The organism is Agarivorans sp. MS3-6 (assembly GCF_054112545.1).
In genome coordinates, this window is record NZ_CM134202.1 from 3,929,941 (window position 1) to 3,946,475 (window position 16,535).

At 44.5% G+C, this 16,535-nt stretch carries 14 protein-coding genes; 9 read left to right on the forward strand and 5 right to left on the reverse strand.

The features are described from left to right. Positions 1-35: 35 nt before the first annotated feature. Positions 36-623, reverse strand: a complete 588-nt coding sequence (locus tag ACVFI8_RS18110; protein WP_457872183.1) for a sugar O-acetyltransferase — start codon at positions 621-623, stop codon at positions 36-38. Positions 624-991: 368 nt separating this feature from the next. Then, the gene (yidA, locus tag ACVFI8_RS18115; protein WP_457872184.1) at positions 992-1,819 is read right to left on the reverse strand and encodes a sugar-phosphatase; all 828 of its coding nucleotides are present in this window, start codon (positions 1,817-1,819) and stop codon (positions 992-994) included. 250 nt (positions 1,820-2,069) lie between these two features. Between yidA and ACVFI8_RS18120 the strand changes: the two genes are divergently transcribed. Beyond that, the gene (locus ACVFI8_RS18120; RefSeq protein ID WP_457872185.1) at positions 2,070-2,558 is read left to right on the forward strand and encodes a GNAT family N-acetyltransferase; all 489 of its coding nucleotides are present in this window, start codon (positions 2,070-2,072) and stop codon (positions 2,556-2,558) included. Positions 2,559-2,712: 154 nt separating this feature from the next. On the opposite strand, the gene ACVFI8_RS18125 is transcribed toward ACVFI8_RS18120, so the two are convergent. Both ACVFI8_RS18125 and ACVFI8_RS18130 read right to left on the reverse strand, forming a co-directional pair. Further along, a complete protein-coding gene (locus ACVFI8_RS18125; RefSeq protein ID WP_457872186.1) occupies positions 2,713-3,744 on the reverse strand; it encodes a YcjF family protein in 1,032 nt (343 codons plus the stop codon). After that, positions 3,741-5,156: a YcjX family protein gene (locus tag ACVFI8_RS18130; RefSeq protein WP_457872187.1), complete on the reverse strand. Its 1,416-nt coding sequence runs from the start codon at positions 5,154-5,156 to the stop codon at positions 3,741-3,743. Before ACVFI8_RS18130 ends, ACVFI8_RS18125 begins: the two co-directional genes overlap by 4 nt. A gap of 682 nt (positions 5,157-5,838) precedes the next feature. Between ACVFI8_RS18130 and ACVFI8_RS18135 the strand changes: the two genes are divergently transcribed. From ACVFI8_RS18135 to betA, 8 genes are all read left to right on the forward strand, one after another. Beyond that, positions 5,839-7,554, forward strand: a complete 1,716-nt coding sequence (locus ACVFI8_RS18135; RefSeq protein WP_248712185.1) for a carbohydrate-binding module family 20 domain-containing protein — start codon at positions 5,839-5,841, stop codon at positions 7,552-7,554. Between the two features lie 412 nt (positions 7,555-7,966). Next, entirely contained in the window at positions 7,967-8,893 is a 927-nt protein-coding gene (locus tag ACVFI8_RS18140) for an RDD family protein (protein WP_457872188.1), read from the forward strand. Between the two features lie 31 nt (positions 8,894-8,924). Continuing rightward, on the forward strand, positions 8,925-9,182 hold the full coding sequence (locus ACVFI8_RS18145; RefSeq protein WP_457872189.1) for a hypothetical protein: 258 nt from the start codon (positions 8,925-8,927) through the stop codon (positions 9,180-9,182). Positions 9,183-9,443: 261 nt separating this feature from the next. Further along, positions 9,444-10,358 carry a hypothetical protein gene (locus ACVFI8_RS18150; RefSeq protein ID WP_457872190.1) on the forward strand — a complete coding sequence of 305 codons (915 nt, stop codon included), beginning with the start codon at positions 9,444-9,446 and terminating at the stop codon, positions 10,356-10,358. Between the two features lie 384 nt (positions 10,359-10,742). Then, on the forward strand, positions 10,743-11,054 hold the full coding sequence (locus ACVFI8_RS18155; RefSeq protein WP_248712182.1) for a DUF1330 domain-containing protein: 312 nt from the start codon (positions 10,743-10,745) through the stop codon (positions 11,052-11,054). A 255-nt stretch (positions 11,055-11,309) separates the two neighbouring features. Further along, positions 11,310-11,903, forward strand: a complete 594-nt coding sequence (gene betI / locus ACVFI8_RS18160) for a transcriptional regulator BetI (RefSeq protein WP_457872191.1) — start codon at positions 11,310-11,312, stop codon at positions 11,901-11,903. Positions 11,904-11,950: 47 nt separating this feature from the next. Then, complete coding sequence (gene betB, locus ACVFI8_RS18165) at positions 11,951-13,405, forward strand: betaine-aldehyde dehydrogenase (protein ID WP_457873834.1); 1,455 nt, start codon at positions 11,951-11,953, stop codon at positions 13,403-13,405. A gap of 72 nt (positions 13,406-13,477) precedes the next feature. Continuing rightward, positions 13,478-15,175, forward strand: a complete 1,698-nt coding sequence (betA, locus tag ACVFI8_RS18170) for a choline dehydrogenase (protein ID WP_457872192.1) — start codon at positions 13,478-13,480, stop codon at positions 15,173-15,175. Between the two features lie 49 nt (positions 15,176-15,224). Here betA and ACVFI8_RS18175 read toward each other — a convergent pair whose 3' ends face one another. Further along, positions 15,225-16,385 (reverse strand): 3-phenylpropionate MFS transporter, encoded by a 1,161-nt coding sequence (locus ACVFI8_RS18175; RefSeq protein WP_457872193.1) that lies wholly within the window; start codon positions 16,383-16,385, stop codon positions 15,225-15,227. Positions 16,386-16,535: the final 150 nt, after the last annotated feature.

Below are 16,535 nucleotides of genomic sequence, written 5' to 3' on the forward strand. Positions count from 1 at the left end.
CCTAGAGATTTTTTTTACTAAGGCTCGCTAGTTGTTCATACCTTGTTGAATGCTATACGGTCTTTTTCAGTAATCGCTCTCATTGTTTTACACGGGCTGCCCACGGCAATAACGCCAGCAGGAATGTCGTTAACAACCACACTGCCAGCGCCTATAATGCTGCCCTTGCCAATAGTGACGCCAGCACATACCGTAGCGTTAGCGCCAATCCATACCTCATCTTCAATGGTGATGGGGGCTGACGTGGTGATGCCTTGGATACGTTCCTTGGGGTCGATAGCGTGGCCGGCACAACTAATAACAACGCCTGGTGCAATACAAACACCAGCACCGATATTTACTGGCGAGGTATCGAGAATAACGCAGTTGTAATTAACAATGGCCATGCCATGAAAGTGGATGTTGAAGCCATAGTCACAACGAAAGGTCGCTTCAATAAAAGCCATCTTGTTATAGGTGCCAAACAGCTTTGATAATATTTCAGCCTTTTTAGCGCTATCACTGGGTGGAGCTTGATTAAATTCCCAGCACAATTGTTTGGCTGGCAGTTGTAGCTCGATATCGGAATACTCAAACTGCGATGTATAAGCTTCGGCCTTGGTTAGTTTTTCTAAAAAGCTCACTGTTATTCCCGTTATTTGGTTGTTCGTCAGGACGTCGCGTTTGCAGGTACACTAAGAGAGAGTGGTTTTTAACACTACCTGAAAGGCCTTTCTTGGCTGATTGTATAGTATGGTTTCGAATATATGTAAGGAATATTTTAAGATTTGTCGTCTCTCGTCGAATATCAATCTGTTGATGTTGCTTTGTGGTTGTACTTGGCTTCAGCTAAGCTGAACGGCAGGGAATCGTCATAAGCCATGCATAAAAAATGGCTATGATTGAATCCTATGGTGAATGTAACGCTGAAGGAATAAGGCGAATTAAAGGATAAATTAGCAGCTAATGGCTAGCTGCTAACTGGGTGCGATGACTTACTAAGCGTTATTGCTTAGTTTGCAACGGTGCTTAATGCTGCCAGCACGTTTTCTTCAATGGCTACGGCTACGCCATCTTCAAGATTAGTGGGGGCAATGTAGTTGGCCATGGCTTTAATTTCTTCATCGGCATTGCCCATGGCGACCGCTAAACCGGCATATTGCAACATGTGGCGATCGTTATCGGCATCACCGGCACACATAACTTGTGAAGCGTCTAAACCTAGAATTTTGGCCAGTTGTTCAACCCCGACACCTTTGTTGCTGTTGATGTGCAGAAACTCTAAAAAGAACGGGGCACTGCGAACCACCGTGTACTGCTCTCGTAACTCGGCGGGTAAGTTGGCAATGGCCTTGTCTAGCACGCTCTCTTCGGCAACAAACATAATCTTAGTTAGTGCGTCGTTTGCCTCTAAGTTGGCAAAGTCTACTTCGCTAACCTCCATACCATTGATAGATGATTCAATGTCTGTCCATGGGTTGTGCTGCTGAGTAATCAAGCCATGTTGGGCTGAAAAGGCATGCACAAAAACACCGAGCTGTTTAGCTATTTTAGCCAAGTGGGTACCATCACTACCTAGCAAGGTGGTTTTGTGAATAATTTCACCGCTCCCCACACGCTGTACCAAAGAGCCATTGTATGAAATGACAAAGTCTTGGTCGCTGGTAAGCTCTAATTGCTCTAGGTAAGCACTAAGGCCTTGCAATGGGCGACCCGAAGCCAGCACTACTTTAACACCAGCTTGTTTGGCATCTTGAATAGCTTGGTGAGTGCGGGGGGTAATTTTTTTCTCGTCATTGAGAAGTGTGCCGTCCATATCTAGGGCGATAAGTTTAATCATATTTGGGCAGGCCTTAATTGACAGTATTGGTGGCTGAAGTAGCCAGCGAGCGTGATGAGTAATTTGAAGCGGCGATTTTACAGCAAAAATGTGACATTGGCGCAATTTAAATCAATCTACTGCAAGATTTTTGCTGAAGCTAAATTCACCAATGGTGGGTTTGCGCTTAGTTGCTGAAGCTATCGTGATTTCGTGAGAGCATAGTGAACGGCTTGGGTTTGGCAACAGCGTTTGGTAATAGGAAATATTAGTGTTTTATAAAGTAGACAGTGCGACCGATATTGAGCAAGTCGCCGCGTTAGCCCGTGAAATTTGGCTAGAGCATTACACGCCCATCATTGGCGTTGAGCAGGTTGAATACATGCTCGAGACCTTTCATTCTGCTCAGCGAGTGGCTGAACAAATCGAGGCCGAGCAGTATCACTATTATTTCATTCAGCAGGCAGGAATAAATGTCGGATACATTGGCGTACAACGTAATGAGCAGCAACTTTTTCTGAGTAAAATTTATGTGCACTCAGCATACCGAGGACAAGGCTTTGCCAAGCAAGCCATGGCATTTATTCAAGACTTAGCGCGAGGTTTTGCCCTTAAACGTATCGAATTAACGGTGAACCGACACAACCATGGCACGATTGCCGCTTATCAAAAAATGGGGTTTGTTAAAGTCGCTGAGCAGTGCAGTGATATTGGCCAAGGCTACGTAATGGACGATTGGGTGATGGCTTTATCGCTGTAAGATATCGCTCCGACGATAGCTGCCCCAAACATTGCCTCTAGTTTGTTTAGCAAGCCCACAAGCACAGCAAATTATTGTTAAGTGTGTGCGGGCTTTAAAACTAAAAACGGTGATGAAGCCGTTGTTATTGAGGTAGTTTTATCTTTCGATGTTATTAGGTGCTGAGTTTTTGTTTTACCTTCTCAAGCAGCATGCCTTTTAGCTGTTTGGTTTTTGGCTTGTTATTCAAGGTCCAGGGTACTGGACGGCATTGTTCCATGGTTTTAAAGCCAAGCCGGGCGGTTAACAGGCCTGCACCAATACCTTGGGCGGCTTTGCCAGATAGTTTAGCGGTAAGCTCTGCCCCTAATAAATCGCTGCCAACATCGGTAATTACTTCACTGGCGGCGGCATAAATCATATTGGCGAACACCTTTTTAATCAGCCTAATTCGGCTTAGATAACCTAGCTCGATACCATAGATCTTGGCGACGGCTTCAATCATCTTTATGTTGCGCCAAAAAATAATCAGCATATCCACCATGGCCAGCGGGCTTATTGCAACTAGCACCGCTGCTTCGCCAGCCCATTTGCTAATGGCTTGTTTGGCGCGGTTATCTAGCGGCGTAAGCACGGTTTCGCTGTATAAGCTTACGATTTCTTGGCTGCTATGGCTGTCATTTAACCAATTTTTCCACGTGAGGTATTCTTGGCTATCATTTAGGCCCTGTAATGTGGCCAGTTTTTCACAATATGCTTTTGCCTTGCGGCTGTCGCCATCGTTTACGGCATCAGCTTGTAGCCAGTGTTCGCCTAGTTGGTGTTCTTTTTGGTAATGCTTTAAGCGGCGCAACTTTCGCAGTTCTTTTACCGCTATGGCCAATAGGCCAGCAACAATGCTGGCTAGTATTGCACTGTAAATGGCCGCTCTTATCGGTGAGGCTTGCCATAATTCGGCAAGGCTTAAGGCCATTTCAGTAATGGCTACAACAATTGCTGCGCTAAACCCATATTTAAGCCATGGGCTGGTTTTTTTGGGGCTTAAGTCGATGTCGAGAGCTTCATCGCTGGTGGGCTCTGGATCTTCTTGCCAAGCTTCGTTGCTCATCACTTGTTTCGCCGCCAATGCTTGTTCGCTAGGTTTGGTATTGGCTTTAAGCTCTGGATCGGCATTAAGCACTTGGCGCTGTTTAATCGGGGCTGTCATTTAAATTTATCTCCTAGCAAAAACTCAATGGCTTGGTCGATGCGGATATGTGGTAAGGCACTATAAGGGTTAGCTTGCGGTGGCTGAAAAGGACTAAATTCGAAACCTTGCTGCTGCCAAAAATCTTGTTTAGGCAAGCTGCTTGGCACCTCTCCAGGGAACAGGGTAGTTGGCTGCTGGTTGTTAGCATCACTTTGCAATATGCCCTTTAAAGCGTTAATAGATTCGCCATTTAGTTGAGCCTTACCGGTTTGAGTGGCTTTAATCGACGCCAGTGCTACGGTGCTGGTGTTTATACCTTCAAATTTAACGTGGCGTTTGCCCTCGGCCACCACTTCGCTTAGCAAACTCACTAAATGGCTATGTTGCTCTGGCGTAACATGGTCAGCCTTGGTTGCGGCAAATAGCAGTTTGTCGATGTTAGGTGAAAACAAACGGCGTAAGATGCCAGATTGCCCATAATTAAAGCTGTGCAGTATTTGGTTTACCGCTAACTGCATGTCACTAAAACTGTCGTGGCCGCTGTTTAGCGGGGTGAGGCAGTCTACTAACACGATTTGACGGTCAAATTTAACAAAGTGTTGCTGGTAAAACTGCTTAACTACATGCTCTTTGTAGTATTCAAAACGCTGATTTAACAGTGTTAGGGTGCTGTCTTTTTTATTCGTTTTAGCGGCCGCTAGCGCTGGCGAAATGGGGAAAAAAGCCAATACTGGGGCACCAGCTAATTCACCCGGCAATACAAAGCGGCCTGGTTGAATATGATGCATACCTAATTCACGTTTACATTGATGTAAGTACTCGGTGTAGGCCTTGGCAATCTCGGCTATTTGAAGTTCGTTGGCGCTTTGCTGAATATCAAGCTGTTGGGCCAAACTTTGCCAGTGTTCGGCAAGCTGCGCTTTGCGAGAATCTTTCAAACTGAGCGCGATATGCTCACACCACTGAGCGTAATTCATATTTAATAGCGGTAAATCTAACAACCACTCGCCAGGATAATCAACAATGTCTAGGTTGAGCGTGGCGCTATGGTTTAGTTTGCGCCATAACAGCGATTGCGGCGTATAACGCAGTTTTAAGCGTATTTCGCTCACCCCATGGGTGGGCGAAGGCCAGCAAGGTGGTTGGCTTTGCAGCGCGTCTATACCTCCTTGGTAGTCAAAACTGGCTAAGTGTAAATGCGGCTGTGGGATGCGTTTAGCGCCTAAAAAGCGATGTTCTCGCGCTAATTGCCATAACGGTAGTTGGTGGTTTTCGGCACCCAATAATAGCTGATTAACTAAAGAAGTAATAAACGCCGTTTTACCCGCACCACTTAAGCCTGTAACGGCCAAGCGCAGATGCTGGTTGATGCTTAATTTAGCCAAATCATCAGCTTTACGTTTAATACTTGATAATCGGGAATGATTCATGGATGCAGCAACAGCCTTATTTAGTGTGACGAGTAATCAATATCGGGGCGAATAGCGCTTGATTCAAGTTTAGGCGATGCCGCCCAGGTTTTTTCAATGAATTGCGTAAGACTCAATGTAGCAAATATTGGTATGCGACAAGATTAAATTTTGTTCATTTAGCGGGTTACGCGAGCCAGTAACATGGCGTTGCCAAATAGCAGCCTCCATTCCACTAAGGTCAAATGAGTGGTGAAACCCCCCCCGTTTAAAAGCCGGTTTAATGATTTAAGCGGGTGCTTGTTACCACAGAATATAGCGACCATGTAAAATTATACTGGGCTTTGTTTTGCCCAGTGGCAATGTCAACCAGATATAAGGTTTATCAGACTGTTAGCTCACACTTTAGAACATTTGTTTTATAGTCGATTGACACTGAGTTATTAGTTAGTAGATTACATAAAGTTGATGTTTTTTTGATCAGTATCGGTTTCAAGCAAGCATCAACAAAAAGAGTGACACACTCTACATTGATCACAAGGGCTGGTGATATTGCGCTGGAACGGTGGGGATCTCCACAATACAGAGTTATGTATTGATGCTCTCATTGTTTTGCAACTATAAATTAAAAGTAGACGTGCATTTTACCGATGGGTCTTTGTGTTCATTCAATATAGTAATCAAGGGAAAGGATATACTAATAATGAAACATAAGACAAAAGCGAATGCTATAAATACGTGCCTACTCGGCACCTCATTAGCCATGTTTTCACAACTGGCTAGTGCCGATGTGATCTTGCATGCATTTGATTGGCGGTATTCAGAAGTGGCAGCAAAAGCGGCTGAAATCGCAGAGATTGGCTACAAGAATGTATTGGTGGCTCCGCCGCTAAAATCTGATAGTAGCAACTCGCAATGGTGGGCGCGTTATCAGCCCCAAGATTATCGCGTGATTGATAATAATCGCGGTAATAAAGAAGACTTTCAAAACATGATTAATGCTTTGAATGCTCATGGTGTTAAAACCTATGCAGATATTGTTATTAATCAAATGGCCAATGAGCGCGGCAATTCTACTTACTTCCCCGGCTATGAAACTCTCAACGACTATTCGAACAACAGCGATTACTGGAACCGCCAAAAACTGTTTGGTGATTTGAGCAATGATTTATTTACACCAGGTGATTTTCACGCGGGTTTCTGTATTACTAACTGGACCAATGTTTGGGAGTCTATGAACGGCCGTATTTGTGGGGGCAATGGTGATCCAGGATTACCAGATTTAGATCCTAGTAACTATGTTCGTGAGCAGCAACGCAATTACGTTCAAGCAATCAAAAACATGGGGGTCAGCGGTTTTCGTATTGATGCTGCCAAACACATGACCACGTGGCATATTAACCAAGTTTTTGACGCTTCAATCAAACAAGACATGTACCTATTTGGTGAAATTATCACTGGTGCGGGAGCGGGTAATGCCGATTATGATACCTTCTTAGAACCGTATTTACGTGAAACATCACACAGTGCTTATGACTTCCCGTTATTAAAAACACTGCGTGATGCCTTTGATAGTAACGGTAGCCTAACGGCTTTAGCCAACCCTAAATCTTGGGGCGGCGCTATTGATGGCATTCGTGCATTAACCTTTACTATCACCCATGATATTCCAAGTAATGACGGCTTCCGCTATCAGATAATGAGTGAAGGCAATGAACACCTTGCTTACGCTTATATCCTTGGGCGTCAAGAAGGTGTACCGATGGTATTTAGTGATAACACCGGTGTTGATAATGGCCGTTGGGTAGATGACTACAAACAAGATAACTTGAAAGCAATGGTTAAATTCCATAATGGCGTTCAAGGTGCCGATGAAGAGGTATTGTATGCTGATCAGTGTGCTTTAGTTTTCCGTCGTGGTCAGGCTGGCCTAGTGGGAATTAACAAGTGTGGTTATAGCAAAGACATCAGTATTGATGCGGCTAATTTAAATCATGACAAAAGTTATGCTGATGTATTTACCGGAGCAAGCTTCCAAGTTAGCAGTAACAACTACACCATTAACGTTCCAGCTAGCTCAGCAAGAATGTGGTTAGTAGACTCGGTGATTATTGACCCAACCGACAATGTGAACGTGAGCTTCACCTGTAATAATGGTTATACCAACATGGGTGATAGTGTTTATGCTGTAGGTAACAATAGCGCATTGGGGAATTGGCAAGCAGCTAATGCCGTATTACTCAATCCAAGCAGCTACCCCACATGGACCGCGACTATCCAGCTACCTAAATCGACAGATATAGAATGGAAATGTATTATTCGAAACGAAAGCAACCCTAGCAATGTGATTCAGTGGCAATCGGGTGGCAACAACTCGGTTAATACTGGAACCGGCACATCAACCACGGGGAGTTTTTAATTTTCCCTAGGCTAAACAACACCAATAAACATACTTAACACGAGAGTATTTCAGCCTTTAGGTAGTAATACTAATCGGTTAAGCGTAATTAATTGGTGAACAATGGTTTATTGATATCAACATCCGAGTGTCATTAATTGCACTCGGATTTTTTATAGGCTTTGTATGCTGCTTGTTGTACTTGCCATACTGCGTTATCAAACTGCTATACAAAAAGTTGAACACCGACTATTGATAAAATTAAAATAAAACATCAAAGTAGACAATCAGTTAAAGGAAGAGTGCTCGAAGAAGAACAGGTTTCGCTAGGCCACGCTTTTGAGCCTTCAGGCATGCTCATTGAATGGAATAGAAAGCACCTGCTTACTACTTAGTGTTAAATTGTTTTAAATATCATAGTAAGGACTTTAGTTTGGAAGAAGTACAAGGCAAATGGATTTGCGGATTTTGGAGAAGAATCGGAGCATTATTGATTGACTCAGTGATCTTAGGCGTTTTTGGTCTGATTTTAGGTTGGTTTCTTGAAGATACTTTTGTTCAGCTTGGTGGCTGGGGAAGATTAATTGGTTTTGTCATTTCGATTTCTTATTTTGGGGTTATGAATAGCGCCTTAGTAGATGGCCAAACAATCGGGAAAATAATACTAAACATTATGGTTGTAGATTCATCAGGCTCAACAATAAGCCTAGCTCGTTCATTTTTGAGGTATAGCTTTCTGGCAGTTCCATTCTCACTAAATGGTGCGCAAATTACCAATGAGACATTACTATCGTATTTGAAATATCCCTTGTCATTTATCATCTTTGGCGGTTTTCTTTCTATTTTATATTTATATGTTTTCAACCGAGCAACTCGCCAGTCATTACATGATTTAGCCGTGGGAACTTATGTTGTAAATGTCGGGGTGGACAGTGAGGACTTACCGTCAGTATGGAAGCCTCATTTAGCTATAGTTACAGGTTTATTCATCACTGCCACCCTTGTACCAGCATTTACCTCAAATTTAGTCACATCTGATCCTTATAAAGGTCTCTTGGTCACTCAAGAGGCAATAAATAGCAACGAATTAGTAAAGTACGCTAGTGTTACTGATGGGTTAACGACTTTTTTCTCATCTGATTCAGGTGGTACAACTACCACCTATGTAAATGCACAGGTTTTTCTCTATGAAAATAATGTGGATGATTTTGATATGGCAAAGCAACTAGCTAAAACAATAGTTGAAACATACCCCGACTCGATTAACAAGAACTTGATTCAAGTTACGCTCACCTATGGATATGATATTGGCATAGCGTCAAAGTGGTATCTCCACAATCACCGCTTCCACCCTGAATAGTTCCATATTTTTGATAGACCAAAATGATGAGATGAAAATACCTCGTGCAGCCATTCGGAAAATAACGTTTCGCTATGTATGGAATGCTATTCACGGCTATTTAGACGATAAACGACTCCATGTCGTCGCAGCACCCGGCGCAGTAAAAGCAACATTAGGTCTAGAAGTCTTAAGAGTATTAGAAATACATATCTTAGTGCTCTCGCCAACGCGAATTATTCGAGACCAATGGATAGAAATGCTTAAAGACTGCCCAGCCACTGAACTTTGGAGTAAATATGTCTTTTGAAAAAATCATCGGATTAGAAGTTATTAATGATGAGCAATACCAATAATATCGTAAAAATATGATGCCAATATTTTATTCATTTGATGGCAGTTTTGGTTATGATTTTAGAATTGCAGAACTATTGAAATCAAAAACGGATGACAGCATAAATCGTGTGTTCACCTTTGAGTTTCCCGATAAGCTCAAATGTCTTGCCTTTTGATTGGGCTTTGGGCTCATAAACTTGCCACAAAATATGGGCGTTAGCTTTAAGAAATGATTATGAATAAATATTTGGATAAAGGTAAAAGCTTCTTAAACACAGCAAGCTGTAAGCTTTCAAGTGAAGTTAGCTCTGGTTTAGGCTTTATTAAAGGCGCCATAGGTGATCTTCCGGTATTGATGTCTCTTGAGCGTTCTTCAAAATATGATTTGAAGTATGATGAGAAGCACTATTTTGTGATTCCTTTCAAGACGTCTGAAGTAGGTTTTTCTTTGCATACGATGCGCTATCTTCCAGATTCGGTCCCAGAGATTAACGATTTACCTAAGCGTCGGGTATTTCATTTTCCAAACCCTTATTATGAGGGGTGTTTACGCGAGCATATGCTTAATGGTGCTCGCGAGTTAGTCACTGAGCAGTCAGGTGGCGTGCCCAATTCCTTAGCAAAGCTCGCTGATGATATTGATGCTCTAGATAATAAGTTAACTTACGGCATGCTGTTTGTAGGGGGGTTAGCTGCGATTTTCAATCCTGTTGTTGGAGTGGGTATCGCTGCTAAAGCCTTACTCCCTAGCGCTACAGTGCTACTCACAAAGTATGGACTAAGGCCAGTAGGCGAGAAGTTTAGTCAGTCTCAGCTTAGTAAACAGATCAAACAGGCAGAGCGTAAAGTGTTAAAGCAGTTCGCAGAGTCTAGTACCATAAAAGTGATAAATCCGATCCTTCAAGAGCTGGAGATTGCTTTACGCACTGACGCTGAAGAGCATGACCCTTTGACTGACCCTAATATGGCATCAGGCAGTATTCCCGAGTTAAATGGTGAGCATTGGCGTGAGCTAACTGAGCGTGCAGTTTATCATGTATACAAAGATACCTACGAGACCCCGTCCAGACATAAAGCTGCGTCTCTTGGCCCCGAAGATATACGCTGGTTTGACGTACTATTTGCCTGTGTGAAAGCTGAAAAAAAGTAAGCTAATCACCCTAGCTATTTTTGCTAATTCTTCACAAAAAATGGCGAAGATGCATATATGTAGTTGTTGCGGTTTTGGAGAAGAATTGGAGCATTATTGATTGACTCGTTGTTCTTAGGTATTTTGGGCCTTGTTTTAGTTTTTCTCTTGAAGGTACCTTTGTTCAGTCAGGTAATTTGCGTAGCGTAAACTTTAACAAAGTAATTCGTCGGGCGCTGTCGTTATCTGACTCAGTAGGCGCTTTAGTCAAACTAGATAAGGTGTGTACTTACCATTTAATGGGTAAAAAGCCTCGGTAATACATAACTGAAATGAAAGCCATCGGCGTCAAGTTAACGTGCAAGAGCTTGAGTTACGTCGCCGCCACTGAACTTTGGAGTAAATATGTCTTTTGAAAGAATCATCGGGTTAGACGTTATTAATGATGAGCAATACCAACAATACCGTAAAAATATGATGCCAATACTTCATTCATTTGGTGGCAGTTTTGGTTACGATTTTAAAATTGCAGAAGTCTTGAAATCAAAAACGGATGACAGCATAAATCGTGTGTTCACCATTGAGTTTCCTGATAAGCAAACGATGGAACGCTTTTTTAATGATTCCGCTTATCTTGCTGTCAAAAAACAGTACTTTCAAGATTCGGTAAAGTCGGTAACCACCATCGCTATGCATGAAAAAATATCTGATCAATAAATAAACAAGCGCCGAGCAACCCTTGGCTTCAGGGCATTTTTATACTCCCCACTATCGCTCATAATGTATCCTCAAGTGGAGTGGTATCGGCTCCCTATTTCCCCCCGCTCAAAACGTCTTGTTTAAACCCAATTTACTGGCAACTCGGCTGGCTTAAAAGGCTTTAGCTCATTGACTAAGTTTTGACTTTTTTCAAGAGTCGTGTAAATTTATTTTTAATTGAACGTTCAATTAAGAAACATTTGAGTAACCGTTATGCCTAAAGTTGGAATGCCTGAAATACGCCGCCCGCAATTGGTAGACGCCACAATGGCGGTGATAAATGAAGTGGGTTTGTCAGGGGCGAGCGTCACCTTGATCAGTAAAAAGGCCGGGGTGTCGTCAGGGATTATTCATCATTACTTTGGTGGCAAACATGGTTTATTAGAAGAAACCATGCGCACTGTATTGCGACAATTATCTACGGCGTCTATCGAGCATCTTCGCGCTGTTGACCCGAACAATGTTACTGCGCGAGTAAAGGCGATTGTTGCGGCCAATTTTGATGGCTATCAAGTTGAAGGCAAAGTGGTTAAAACGTGGTTGGCGTTTTGGGCGCAGGCTATGCACGACGGCTCATTACATCGTTTGCAACGGGTTAATGAGCGGCGCTTATTGTCTCACCTGCGCTACGAGCTCAAACAAGTGTTGCCAGCTGATCAAGCGCTGTTTGTAGCGCAGGGCATTGCCGCGTTAATCGATGGCATTTGGCTGCGAGGCGCACTTAACCCTGATGGGATCTCTGCTGAAAAGGCCCAAGCGCTCATCGCAGACTATCTAGAAAAGCAACTCGCTCCTTACTTGAGCTAAGGTTTAGCTATCCATACTCCACCAATTATCAAGGCATTTTGATGAACATGAAGTCTCTTTACATCCATGGCAAAGCAACTGAGTCCTCGTCAGTAGAAAGCTTTATCACCCTTAACCCTGCAAACGGTGAAGTGCTGGCCGAGCTGGGGCAGGCATCTTCAGAAGATGTAGACCGTGCTGTAGCGTCAGCCCAACAGGGTTTTAAAGTGTGGTCTTTGATGAGTGGTATAGAGCGTGGGCGCATTATGATGCGCGCCGTGGCCATACTGCGAGAGCGAAATGATGAACTGGCCGCACTAGAGGTGAAAGATACCGGCAAGCCTATTCAAGAAGCGATTGAAGTAGATATTGCTTCGGGAGCGGATGTGATTGAATACTACGCGGGGCTGGCTGCTGCGATTCAAGGGCAACAACAAGATTTAGGGCACGGACAATTTTTTTATACTCGGCGTGAGCCGTTGGGTGTATGCGCGGGGATTGGCGCTTGGAATTACCCGATTCAGATTGCCATGTGGAAATCAGCCCCCGCCTTGGCCGCTGGTAACGCCATGGTGTTTAAGCCGTCAGAAGAAACACCATTGTCGGTATTAAAGCTAGCTGAAATTTTTACCGAAGCAGGCGTGCCCGATGGTGTTTTTAATGTGGTGCAAGGTGATTATCGAGTTGGACAAATGCTATCTCGCCACCCCGATATTGCTAAGGTGTCTTTCACTGGTGAGTCTGGCACTGGCAAGAAGGTCATGGCCGATGCGGCCGCTACACTAAAAGACATAACCATGGAATTAGGCGGTAAATCACCGCTGATAGTATTTGAGGATGCCAAATTAGATAACGCGGTATCGGGGGCTATGTTGGCGAATTTTTATACCCAAGGTGAAGTATGTACTAACGGTACCCGGGTGTTTGTACAGGACGCTATTTATGATGAGTTTGTGGAACAACTGGCGCTCCGCACTAGCAAATTGAAGGTTGGAGACCCGAATGATATGGCGACCCAAATTGGCGCGCTTATCTCTGCTGAGCATATGGAAAAGGTGTTAGGTTTTATAGACGCAGGCAAAGCGTCTGGTGCGCGGCTGGTGTGCGGCGGCGAGCGCGCAACAGCGAATGGGCTAGATAAAGGCTACTTTGTACAGCCAACTATTTTTGCAGATTGTAGTGACGACATGCCGCAAGTTCAGGATGAAATATTTGGCCCTGTTATGTCGGTTCTGCGCTTTAGTGATGAAGATGAGGTGATTACACGCGCCAACGCAACTCAGTACGGTTTAGCGGCTGGATTGTTTACCCAAAACCTTTCGCGTGCTCATCGAGTTATCGCCCAAATAGAAGCGGGCATTTGTTGGGTAAATACTTGGGGCGGCTCGCCAGCAGAAATGCCTGTTGGTGGCTATAAACAATCGGGTATTGGCCGAGAAAACGGTATTGAAACATTGAATCACTACACACAAAACAAGAGTGTGATGATTGAGCTAGGTGACCTTGAATGCCCTTATGAATAACCGTAACCATCAGAGATTTTAGCGAGTGCCAATATACGAGTTTTCAGCTTCTTCGCTGAACAAGGACGCAACATGAACACCACTTATGACTACATTATCGTTGGCGCAGGCTCTGCTGGCTGTGTATTGGCCGACCGCTTAAGCGCCTCAGGCGAACACTCGGTATTGCTACTGGAAGCGGGGGGCAGTGACCGAAGTATTTTTATTCAAATGCCCACGGCGCTGTCGTATCCGATGAACAGTGATAAGTATGCTTGGCAGTTTGAGACTCAGCCTGAAGCCGGGATCGATAGCCGCCGTTTACATTGCCCACGAGGTCGAGTATTAGGGGGAAGTTCTTCCATTAATGGCATGGTGTATGTACGTGGTCATGCCTGCGATTTTGATGAGTGGGTCGAGCATGGTGCAGCAGGCTGGAGCTATCAAGAGTGCTTGCCGTATTTTCGCCGCGCTGAATCGTGGATAGGCGGTGAAGATGCCTACCGAGGAGGCGATGGCCCCCTTGCGACCTGCAGCGGTAATAACATGACACTTAACCCTCTTTACCAAGCCTTTATTGAGGCGGGGCAACAGGCGGGTTACCCCACAACCGATGACTACAATGGCTATCAACAAGAGGGCTTTGGCCCAATGCATATGACCGTAGACAAAGGTGTACGAGCATCCAGCTCAAACGCTTACCTACGTGCTGCTATGAAGCGCCAAAACCTTACCCTTAAACAAGGTGTTGTAAGCCGTAAAGTGTTGTTGAAAAATAAGCAGGCGATAGGCGTAGAAATAGAGATTAGTGGGCGTATTCAATCGATTTACGCTGAACGCGAAGTCGTGCTGACGGCAGGTTCGGTGGGGTCTCCACAACTGTTGCAGTTGTCGGGTATCGGCCCTAAAGCAGTGTTAGCCAAGGCTGGCATTGCGCTAGAGCATGACTTACCCGGTGTGGGGGAAAACCTGCAAGACCACCTAGAGGTGTATTTTCAATATGCTTGTCACCAGCCGATTACGCTTAACAGTAAACTAGGGCTGATTAGCAAAGGCTTGATCGGAGCCCGCTGGATACTACGAAAAGATGGATTAGGGGCCAGTAACCACTTTGAGTCTTGTGCCTTTATTCGTTCGCGCGCCGGATTGAAATGGCCCAATATTCAATATCATTTTTTGCCTGCGGCCATGCGTTACGACGGCCAAGCGGCTTTTGATGGGCATGGTTTTCAGGTGCATGTTGGGCCAAATAAACCACAAAGCCGCGGCCGCATATGGGTGACGTCGGCAGATCCACAGGCAAAGCCCAATATTGAATTCAACTACATTAGCACTGAGCAAGATAAACAAGACTGGCGTGATTGTATTCGTTTAACTCGAGAAATATTGGCTCAAGCCGCTATGGATAGCTACCGAGGGAAAGAAATTCAACCTAGTGTTGATGTTAACAGTGATGAAGAGATAGACCGATGGGTTAGGCAAAATGTAGAAAGCGCCTACCACCCATCTTGTAGCTGTAAAATGGGAGCTGATAACGATCCCATGGCTGTAGTTAACAGCCACTGTCAGGTTTATGGGATCCGTGCTCTGCGTGTTGTGGACTCATCAATATTTCCCACTATTCCAAATGGAAATCTTAATGCGCCAACTATTATGGTTGCCGAAAAGGCCGCCGATGCCATTTTGGGAATTGCCCCCCTTGCGCCATCACATTCAGCCACTTGGATAGCACCTCATTGGCAAACCAAGCAGCGAGAGGGAAGTGCAGACCGGCCAAGTTTCCCTGAGTAATACCGCTAATATAGCAATTGCTGCCTTAAACTTTGGCTTAAACGCCGCCTTAAGCACTACGCCTGGCAGCTCGACCATTGATAAGTAGCAACGGAATCGCTAAGGCTGATAAACTGGCCATCATTAAGAAAATACCAGCACCTAATGGTTCATATAAAGCACTGCTGATAAAGGTAAGCAAAGCGGTGCCCATGTTTAAGGCGATGGCAGAATACAAAGCCTGCAAGGGAATAGCTTGTGATTTTGGCGCTTCGCTGGCGATGTATTTAATCGCGGCGAGTTGAGTTAGTGCAAAGGTTAGCGCATGTAATCCTTGCGACAGCATCATTAATGATAAAAACTCGGTGCTACCAAATACACCCCAACGGATTACGCCCCCCACTGCAGCAAGTAAAAACATCTGGTTGGCATTCCAGTTTTTAAACCACTTGCTACCAAAAATAAGAATCGCCATTTCTAGTGCAACACCAATTGACCACAAATAGCCAATGGTAGATTCGGCATAGCCAATGCTTTTCCAATACAGGGTGCTATAGGCGTAATAGGCGGCGTGAGAGCCTTGGATTAACGCCGTTACCGCGATAAATTTTAGCGCGTGTTTTTGTTTTAGCACGGCCCATAAACGGTTGTTTATCGGCTCGCCGTCGTGTTCTTCATCGACCAGTGGTGCCGCAGGCGTTAATAAACTTAAGCCCCACATAAGCACCAATGACCCTAAGGTGGCGTAAAGAATAAGAGAGTGAGAAAAATACGTAAGGCCAATGCCCAATAAGGTTGAAGAAACAATGAAGGCGATAGAGCCGAATACCCGTACGCGACCGTAGTCGAGTTTCAACTGGCTAACCCATTTGGTGGCTACGGCATCACCCAAGGGGATCAGCGTTGCAATAAAGAAGTTAGCGGCCAGAGTAAGAAGGGTTAGCCAAAAGTAACCATTTAACCAGCATAGGCTGGCAACCACTAAGATGCTGGCAAAACTCACCCAGCGGATCCCTGGTAGCAAGTGTTTCGCTGATTTTATTCGTGGCATGAGCAACACATTACCCAGAAAACGGGCTAACATGCCAAAACCTAGCAATAGGCCTATTTGACTCGGGTCTAAACCTTCGCTTTCTAACCAGAGCGCCCAAAAAGGCAAAAATATGCCCCAGGCAAAAAATAAGCCTGAGAAATATAAACTAATCCAACTAGCCGCTTTGGGTTTAAACACGTTACCGAACCTTATACTGCATTTTGCCAGTATTATAGCGCTTATCGCTAAACAAAATAGCAGCATTTTTTGGCGGTTTACTAGTAAATTCCGTTTCGTTTGTTCACTCGGCCTTAAATGGTTTTAGCGGAGTGTCTCTGCTGGCGAGAG

Excerpts from the sequence above, each read along its gene's own strand:
- betB (WP_457873834.1), top strand. The coding sequence starts at position 11,951 with ATGAAGTCTCTTTACATCCATGGCAAAGCAACTGAGTCCTCGTCAGTA.
- ACVFI8_RS18155 (WP_248712182.1), top strand. The coding sequence starts at position 10,743 with ATGTCTTTTGAAAGAATCATCGGGTTAGACGTTATTAATGATGAGCAA.
- ACVFI8_RS18135 (WP_248712185.1), top strand. The coding sequence starts at position 5,839 with ATGAAACATAAGACAAAAGCGAATGCTATAAATACGTGCCTACTCGGC.
- betI (WP_457872191.1), top strand. The coding sequence starts at position 11,310 with ATGCCTAAAGTTGGAATGCCTGAAATACGCCGCCCGCAATTGGTAGAC.
- betA (WP_457872192.1), top strand. The coding sequence starts at position 13,478 with ATGAACACCACTTATGACTACATTATCGTTGGCGCAGGCTCTGCTGGC.
- yidA (WP_457872184.1), bottom strand. The coding sequence starts at position 1,819 with ATGATTAAACTTATCGCCCTAGATATGGACGGCACACTTCTCAATGAC.
- ACVFI8_RS18150 (WP_457872190.1), top strand. The coding sequence starts at position 9,444 with ATGAATAAATATTTGGATAAAGGTAAAAGCTTCTTAAACACAGCAAGC.
- ACVFI8_RS18145 (WP_457872189.1), top strand. The coding sequence starts at position 8,925 with ATGAAAATACCTCGTGCAGCCATTCGGAAAATAACGTTTCGCTATGTA.
- ACVFI8_RS18125 (WP_457872186.1), bottom strand. The coding sequence starts at position 3,744 with ATGACAGCCCCGATTAAACAGCGCCAAGTGCTTAATGCCGATCCAGAG.
- ACVFI8_RS18130 (WP_457872187.1), bottom strand. The coding sequence starts at position 5,156 with ATGAATCATTCCCGATTATCAAGTATTAAACGTAAAGCTGATGATTTG.